Genomic DNA, 8,174 nt, shown 5'->3' on the forward strand with positions numbered 1-8,174 from the left:
TAAAGCGCTAACTGCGTTATAATTTTTTCAAGTAGAACAACTACATGTCAAAATTTACGCCTTGTTATCACTGTATTTATCTGTCGCTATAAATGGTCAGTAACTTAACACGATTGGTATAATTCCTTTTCATGGGGCACACAATTATGATACTAAACCATCTTTGGGGCATATATGCCCATCCACTCGAAGAGTGGCAAACAATAGATAACCGCCACGAGAGCTTAACATATAGCCTATCACATATATTACTGATAGCGTTGTTTCCATCTGCAATGGGTTATTACTCATCAGTTTATTTGGGCTGGAGTATCGGGGCTGGTAATCCGGTATTTTTAACCCACGATAGTGCAATACTGATTGCTGCAGCTATGTATGGCGCTTTAATTGTAGGTGTGTTTGCGCTGGCTTATTTAGCACATTGGATGGCTGTTACTTTTGGTGCAGAACCAACCTTTACCCAAACCTTAGAACTTGCAGCGTATACTTCAACACCAGTATTTATGTCTGCACTAGCGGCATTTTGGCCAGAACTATGGTTTGTTGTATGTGTGGGTTTGGTCGCTTTAGGCTATTCGGTCTACTTGCTGTATACCGGTGTGCCCATTTTGATGCATATACCGCAAGAGCGTGGCTTTATTTACGCAAGCTCTGTGGTAACTTGCGGACTAATTTTACTGGTGATTATTTTAGCTGTCACCGCCATATTGTGGACCAACGGTATCGTAAGTCCAACCTTTACATGATACCTAGTTCAACGTTAGAAGCTGTAAAATGTAGTATATAGTAGTGTTATTATTTTCTTTCCTTCGCAAAAAAGGAGCTAAATTTAGCTCCTTTTTTATTTCGCTAGGCAGAGATTAATCTGAGCCGTTTTCTTCTTGATTATGTAACTCTAAACCAGAAGACATGGCACTTTCACGACTACTTTTTGCCGAATCATTACGCAGCTGTTCAATACGATTCAAATAATTCTGATCGATACCACCGGTAATATATTGGCCATCAAATACTGATGTTTCAAATCGTGTAATTTCTGGGTTTTCCTGCGCTACGGCAGCAATCAAATCAGGTAACGATTGGAAAATCAAACCATCAGAGCCAATGCTTGCATTGATATCTTCAACTTCACGTCCATGGGCAATCAACTCAGCCGCAGATGGCATATCAATACCATACACGTTCGGAAAGCGAATTTCAGGTGCAGCAGAAGCAAAGTAAACGTTTTTAGCACCAGACTCACGCGCCATTTCAACAATTTGTGCTGAAGTAGTGCCACGTACAATCGAGTCATCAACTAGTAATACGTTTTTACCTTTAAACTCACGGTCAATTGCATTGAGCTTTTGACGTACTGACTTTTTACGCATTTCCTGACCAGGCATGATAAACGTACGGCCAATGTAACGGTTTTTAACAAACCCTTGGCGATATGGCAGATTAAGTACGCGGGCGATTTCCAATGCCACATCACATGATGTTTCTGGGATTGGAATAACAACATCAATATCTTTATCAGCCCATTCGCGAGCAATTTTTTCGCCAAGCTTAGTGCCCATATTTACACGTGTAGCGTAAACAGACATGCGATCGATATTTGAGTCTGGACGTGCAAAGTAAACAAATTCAAAGATACATGGCGAGTAAGATACTTTATCTGCGCATGTTTGAGAGTAAAACTCACCGCCTTCAGTAACATATATCGCTTCACCAGGAGCGACATCACGCACAAATTCAAAACCATCGGTTTTTAACGCAACGCTTTCAGAGGCAAACATATACTCGGTGCCATTTGCAGTTTCACGTTTACCAAACACTAATGGACGAATACCATTTGGGTCACGAAACGCGATAATACCATGGCCAATTACCATAGCGATGGTGGCATAACCGCCTTGAACTTTATTTATAACTTCGGTGATACCGTTAAAAATATCTTCAGGGTCAAGATGTAGTTTATTTGGTTTACTTAATTCATGAGCCATGATGTTAAGTAAAATTTCAGAATCTGAGGTTGTGTTAACGTGGCGACGTGCTTCACAGAACAATTGATCTTTAAGCTGCTCTGCATTGGTTAAGTTACCGTTGTGTGCTAAAGCAATACCGAACGGTGAGTTAACATAGAACGGCTGCGCTTCAGACGAGCTAGAAGAACCTGCTGTCGGATAGCGTACATGGCCGATACCAATAGTGCCTTGTAAACGCTTCATATGACGGGTGTGAAATACATCTTTCACTAAGCCATTTGCTTTGCGTAAACTAAAGGTGTTGTTTTCAATGGTAATGATGCCCGCGGCATCTTGACCACGGTGTTGCAAAACAGTTAAGCCATCATAAATCGCCTGATTTACAGGAGATGTTCCGACTATTCCAACGATACCACACATGAAATTTTTCCTCGCCGATTAACGGTTGACCGAATTTAAAAAGCTAGAGTTATTTTCGAGGTATGAAAAAAACCACTCAACAACAAAGCCAAATTCTGGGATCAAAATAGAGTTACCCCACCAGTGCGTATTGGGTGCACCAGTAAAAGCATCAAGAAAGAAGAGTAACGCGCTCACGACCAACACGCCACGAAGTGCACCAAAGACAATGCCGAAGACACGGTCTGTGCCAGACAAACCAGTACGTTGTACAAGTTCACCTAGAAGGTAGTTTAACAATCCGCCTAACAATAGCGTCGCAAAGAATAATATGGCAATGGCCGCTGCATTTCTTAAAAGGGGTTCAGAAATACTTGTTAGGAATGATGCTAAATATTGGTAAAACAAGCTAGATATGATAAATGCGCCAGCCCACACAGCCAAAGACATTGCTTCTTTTATAAAGCCACGAATTAAACCGATAATAGTAGACAGTGCAATAATGCCAAAGATGGCGTAATCAACCCAGATCATATGAACCAACTAGTCGTTAATTTGGGGCGCATTCTATAAGAGGTCAGCACTAAATGCCAGATCATTTTGCTACTTCAAATTGGGTAACTTTTCCGTTAAGTTTAGTAAGTGCTTTTAATTCAGGGAGTTTGCTCTCAAGCTGGGCTTTATCAAGCGACGGACCCACAAAAACTTTGGTTAAAGTACCATTTGGTGTTTTAACTGGACGGGTAAAGGTTTTAAACCCTTCGTCACTTAGTTTAGCTTGTAGCGATTTTACATTCGCACTATGCGAAAAGCTCCCCAACTGAATTACATATGCCATTTTCGATAAATTTTCTTCAGGCTTACGTGATGGCTCAGACTTTTTTTCAACAGGTTGTGCTGTAGTCGTTGCTACAGTAGTTTGCTCAGTCGATGCTTCAACCATTTTTTTCGCTACTGGCGTCGTCTCTACAACTGCTTCAGAGGAACTTGAGAGTAGGTCATCATCTGGCAATATATCTTCCTCAGGCTCTTCGTTTGGCTGTTGTGCGTTAGCCACTTGATCATCTATTGAATCTTGCAAGTCAATAGTTGTGAACTCAGGACGTTCCGGAATGGCTTTAAAGCCTTCTTTGTAATGTACTTTTTCGCCATCAAGAATATTAGGAATAAACACGATAGCTGCAATCACCACAATAGTTGTGCCGACTAAACGATTTATAAAGCCTGAGTTCACCTGATTCCTCTCTATTTTTTCCAATAATTGATAGCAGCTGCAACAGTTAAGAAGGAGCCAAATATGATTAACACCGTCTTCTCATCAAGCTGTGGCAACACACCATCCAATGCGTCTGCAACTGTTTGATATTTTTCAATTGGCGCGCTTGTATGCACATTATCCATGGATTTAGCTAAATTCTCTACTTTATCGCCACGAAAGCAATTAAGTCCGGCTAAACACCACGCATCAACTACCGGGCTAACTTCATTTAATACAGCGACTTTGTCTTTATCAGCCAGCATAGCGACTAACGCATGAACTTTAAAGCCTTGATCTTGCAGGTTAGCTAACTTTTTAGCTAAATAGCGTGCAGATTCAGCATTATGTGCCACATCAGTATAGACCATAGGTTTGCTGCTTAGTTGCTGAAAACGCCCTTCAACAACTAAATTAGCTAAACAATCACGGATCACTGCCTCACTAGGTAATAAATCTAACACGGCTAATGTGGTTAGTGCCGTTGCCGCGTTTTGGCATGGGATTGATGGTTTAGCAAACTCAAAGTGATGGGCTTGATATTGCCAACTAAAACTTTGCGCATGCTCTTTAAATATAAAGTCACGCCCTGATAAATGCATCACCGCGTTAATTTCATGACCGTAGTCGGTGACTGTGTGCGGTATATTTAAATCGCCGACAATGGCAGGTGTGCCAGTACGGAAGATCCCTGCTTTATCATAACCCACAAGCTCTCGCGTATCACCAAGGTACTCTTTATGATCTAGATCTATGGTGATGATCACACTGGCAAATGGAGTAACAATATTGGTAGCATCGAAACGCCCACCTAAACCCACTTCTAACAGCACATAATCAACGCTATGGCGTTTAAAAATAGCCAGTGCGCCTAAGGTGCCATACTCAAAATAAGTCAGTGGCGTGTCACCGCGGCCTTGCTCGAGCAAGTCAAACGCATCAACATGAAATTGATCATCAAGCTCAGCGCCATTAATGCGCACTCGCTCGTTATAATGAATTAAATGAGGAGAGGCATAGGTACCAACCGAATAACCTTGGGCAAGCAGCAGTGATTCTAAACATCGGGCAGTGGTGCCTTTGCCATTGGTGCCGGCTATTAGAATAATTTTACTTGGGCTATCTAGTAAACCAATGGTATTGGCAACTTTGGCAACGCGTTCTAAACCCATGGCAATATTTGCTGGGTGAACACTTTCTAAATAACAAAGCCAATCATCAAGGCTTGATGATTGGCTAGGAAGATTTTTTGTCATAGCGTGTAATCAGTAAAGCTGAAATTTACGCTACTCTATGCTCTTGTTCCGTAGAAGGCAAGTTCATAAATTTAGCTAGTATGCGGGCAAGTGTGTCACGCATTTCACGGCGATCAATAATCATATCGATGGCACCATGCTCGAGTAGAAATTCACTTCGTTGGAAGCCTTCAGGTAAGGTTTCGCGCACAGTTTGTTCAATTACACGAGGACCCGCAAAGCCGATTAATGCTTTTGGCTCCGCCACGTTGATATCACCTAGCATAGCTAATGATGCTGATACACCGCCCATAGTTGGGTCAGTCATTACTGAGATAAACGGTAAGCCTTGTTCGCTCATCTTAGCAAGTGCAGCACTGGTTTTAGCCATTTGCATAAGCGACATTAGTGCCTCTTGCATACGTGCGCCACCTGAAGCTGAGAAGCAAATTAGCGGCATGTTATGCTCTAAACACTGATCAACAGCATCCACAAAACGTGCGCCAACAACCGATGCCATTGACCCACCCATAAATGAGAATTCAAATGCGACGGCGGCCACTGGAATGCCTTTTAAGCGTCCCTTCATCGCGACTAATGCGTCTTTTTCGCCACTTGATTTTTGTGCGGCGGCGATACGATCTGAATATTTTTTCGAGTCTTTAAACTTTAAAATATCTTTTGGTTCGTGCTGTGTGCCAAGTTCTTGGCGGTCGCCATCATCCAAAAAGTGCTCAAGGCGTTTACGGCCACTCACACGCATGTGGTGATTGCATTTAGGACATACATTGAGTGATTTTTCTAATTCAGCTTTATATAAAATCGAATCACAATCTGTACACTTTGCCCAAACACCTTCAGGGATCTCTTTACGAGCCGAAGACTTTGTTGTTTTAGGTAGGATTTTTTCTAACCAACTCATTTGCAACTCTCTTAATACTATTCTGTGCTTTGCTGCGTTCCTGCCAAATCATTATTGACAGACAAATTTTTTCAATTAAAACATGAATTCCACACAGGCGGTATAAAAAACTGGTCTTAGTAGTGAAATGCCTGCAAGGTTATGTTTAATTTATCACCAATTAACCCTTCACATCCGTTAAGAATAAAGGGCCAAGTGGTGTCGACGGAATTTCAAACCGCGCCGGATAGTCAACATCAACTAAGTATAAACCTGCCGCCTTTGCCGTCGCACTGGCTTTGGCTCGCTCTTTTAAATCAAGTAACTCTTTTAGCCACACAGGTTGCTGCTTATGAATACCAATATCGGTTAAGCAACCGGTAATGTTACGCACCATGTGGTGTAAAAATGCATTAGCCTTAATATCAATAATCACATAACTGCCTTGACGCTCAACTGACAAGTGATGAATAGTACGTGTAGCAGTATTCGCTTGACAATGCAAAGCTCTGAATGACGTAAAATCATGCTCGCCTAATAGATATTGACATGCTTCTTGCATTTTAGTTTCATCAAGTGGGTGATGAAAATGCGTAACGCCTTCATTTAATATTGCTCCTCGAAAGGCGTTATTGTAAATAACATAACGATAACGACGAGCTGTAGCACTAAAACGTGCATGAAAATCATCACTCACCGGTTTTGCATAGCGAATAGCAATATCTTTCGGTAGCAAGGTATTCATACCCATAGTAAATGCAACCATATCGCGTTCAGCATCGGTATCAAAATGCACCACTTGCCCAGTGCCATGCACGCCGGCATCAGTGCGCCCAGCACAGACTATTTCAACTGGATGATTACAAATACGCGAAAGCGCGGTTTCTACTTCTTGTTGTACGCTATTTACATGCGATTGACGTTGCCAACCACTATAACGGGCGCCGTTGTACTCAACTCCAAGTGCTACTCGCATAATTACTGCTTTACCTACTGTGCTAATGAACGGGGCATTTTATGCTATCTGACGCTGCAATAAAAGTGACTCTATACAAATTAAGCGCACAGTAGCCAAGCGACCTTTTTTCTATTGCTAAAAAAACGGCGAGTAAACTAAATTTACTCCCCGTTTTAACTATAAATGCAGAAACAACTTACAGTAATTTTGCTTTTAAGCTTTGTGCTTCTTCTTGTACTTCTTCGGGACCATTTGCTATCACTTCGTCAATAGCGTCAAGGGCTGCATCCATATCCCCTATTTCAATATAAGCACGTGCTAAATCAAGTTTTGCAGAATAACCGCCACTTTCAGCATCCACATCAGTTGGGTTATCTCCAGCAAGTAAGGCATCAAACTCACTTAATCCGACATCCATATTTACATCATCATAAGGTTCATAATCTAAGCTTGTATCATCACTTTGTTCAATCAAAGCATCAATATCGACAAATTCATCCGCAACGATGTCCTCATTTGTTGATGTATTCACGTCTTCACTTAATTGCTCCGCCGACGGCACATCATCAGGTACTGAAAGCTCTTCAAGTGCAGCAAGATCTTCACTGAGTAACGCATTGAAATCAACTTCAAACTCGCTGCTATCATCTATTTCTAAAGACTCAGGTTCAGCCAACTCACTAAGCAATGCATCAAAATCTGTTTGGGTGAGATCAGCCATAAAATCATCATCAAGCTGATCATCTGACAACGATTGTTCCAGTGGCTCTTCAAGTTCAGTCGCGAAATCACCATGATATTCATCTTCTAACGCATCTGTAAGTTCATCTTCAACAACTGCTTCATCTTCAGTAACTAGTTCGTCTTCAGCAACTGGCTCATCTTCAGTAATCAGCTCATCTTCGATTAATAATTCATCATCAAAATCTTGCTCTAAACTATCTAAATCGTGACCTCCCGCCATTGCATTAGCAAGATCTTGCTCAGCTTGACTAAGCTTCAGCTCTGGAGTATCTGCTCCCGACGTTTCCAGCTCAGTCTCATCGGCTAATTCTGCGTCACTATCAATCTCTTCATCATCGAGTTCAAGGTCTGGATAATCATCAAGCTCTAAACTTGGTGTTACTGTATCATTGCTAAGAGGTTCGTCTTCCAGTGCTAAATCAAATTCATCACCGAGCTCTTCATCTGCAAGCGGATCATCTCCCAGATCTATTTCAACCTCTTCGATATCATCGTTGAGTTCATCAACATCAGACCATTGTGGAGGCTCTACGTAATCGTCTTCTTGCTGCAGTTCATTGAGTAAATCATCAACACTTTTTAGTGAAGGATCATTATATTCTTCAAGTAAATCATCTTCATCAAGTAAATCGTCGCTTGATTCTTCACTCGTTTGTGCAAATAAATCATCATCTAAACCTTCAAGCTCTGATCCAAGTTCATCTAAAAGCTCAGG

At 41.6% G+C, this 8,174-nt stretch carries 8 protein-coding genes; 1 reads left to right on the forward strand and 7 read right to left on the reverse strand.

Going from position 1 to position 8,174, the window contains the following annotated elements; all coding sequences use genetic code 11:
- Nucleotides 1-146 precede the first annotated feature (146 nt).
- Nucleotides 147-746, forward strand: coding sequence for a Yip1 family protein (locus H5200_RS22325; protein WP_145241488.1), 600 nt, complete (start codon nt 147-149; stop codon nt 744-746).
- Nucleotides 747-860: 114 nt separating this feature from the next.
- Here H5200_RS22325 and purF read toward each other — a convergent pair whose 3' ends face one another.
- From purF to H5200_RS22360, 7 genes are all read right to left on the reverse strand, one after another.
- Nucleotides 861-2,387: an amidophosphoribosyltransferase gene (gene purF, locus H5200_RS22330; protein ID WP_182718155.1), complete on the reverse strand. Its 1,527-nt coding sequence runs from the start codon at nt 2,385-2,387 to the stop codon at nt 861-863.
- 18 nt (nt 2,388-2,405) lie between these two features.
- The gene (locus H5200_RS22335) at nt 2,406-2,900 is read right to left on the reverse strand and encodes a CvpA family protein (RefSeq protein ID WP_054206292.1); all 495 of its coding nucleotides are present in this window, start codon (nt 2,898-2,900) and stop codon (nt 2,406-2,408) included.
- Between the two features lie 61 nt (nt 2,901-2,961).
- Nucleotides 2,962-3,600, reverse strand: a complete 639-nt coding sequence (locus H5200_RS22340) for an SPOR domain-containing protein (RefSeq protein WP_182762697.1) — start codon at nt 3,598-3,600, stop codon at nt 2,962-2,964.
- 11 nt (nt 3,601-3,611) lie between these two features.
- A complete protein-coding gene (gene folC / locus H5200_RS22345) occupies nt 3,612-4,877 on the reverse strand; it encodes a bifunctional tetrahydrofolate synthase/dihydrofolate synthase (RefSeq protein ID WP_182762698.1) in 1,266 nt (421 codons plus the stop codon).
- Between the two features lie 25 nt (nt 4,878-4,902).
- Complete coding sequence (gene accD / locus H5200_RS22350) at nt 4,903-5,778, reverse strand: acetyl-CoA carboxylase, carboxyltransferase subunit beta (protein WP_145241496.1); 876 nt, start codon at nt 5,776-5,778, stop codon at nt 4,903-4,905.
- A 160-nt stretch (nt 5,779-5,938) separates the two neighbouring features.
- Nucleotides 5,939-6,733 carry a tRNA pseudouridine(38-40) synthase TruA gene (gene truA / locus H5200_RS22355; protein ID WP_149980769.1) on the reverse strand — a complete coding sequence of 265 codons (795 nt, stop codon included), beginning with the start codon at nt 6,731-6,733 and terminating at the stop codon, nt 5,939-5,941.
- A 178-nt stretch (nt 6,734-6,911) separates the two neighbouring features.
- Nucleotides 6,912-8,174, reverse strand: a 1,263-nt coding sequence (locus H5200_RS22360; protein ID WP_310737059.1) for a FimV/HubP family polar landmark protein, incomplete at its 5' end; no start/stop codon positions are given.

Source organism: Pseudoalteromonas sp. SG43-7 (genome assembly GCF_014164295.1).
In the GTDB taxonomy this organism is placed as follows: domain Bacteria; phylum Pseudomonadota; class Gammaproteobacteria; order Enterobacterales; family Alteromonadaceae; genus Pseudoalteromonas; species Pseudoalteromonas rhizosphaerae.

Bases quoted from the DNA above. Each gene is read 5' to 3' on its own strand.
- H5200_RS22325 (WP_145241488.1), top strand. From the start codon at position 147: ATGATACTAAACCATCTTTGGGGCATATATGCCCATCCACTCGAAGAG.
- purF (WP_182718155.1), bottom strand. From the start codon at position 2,387: ATGTGTGGTATCGTTGGAATAGTCGGAACATCTCCTGTAAATCAGGCG.
- H5200_RS22335 (WP_054206292.1), bottom strand. From the start codon at position 2,900: ATGATCTGGGTTGATTACGCCATCTTTGGCATTATTGCACTGTCTACT.
- folC (WP_182762698.1), bottom strand. From the start codon at position 4,877: ATGACAAAAAATCTTCCTAGCCAATCATCAAGCCTTGATGATTGGCTT.
- accD (WP_145241496.1), bottom strand. From the start codon at position 5,778: ATGAGTTGGTTAGAAAAAATCCTACCTAAAACAACAAAGTCTTCGGCT.
- truA (WP_149980769.1), bottom strand. From the start codon at position 6,733: ATGCGAGTAGCACTTGGAGTTGAGTACAACGGCGCCCGTTATAGTGGT.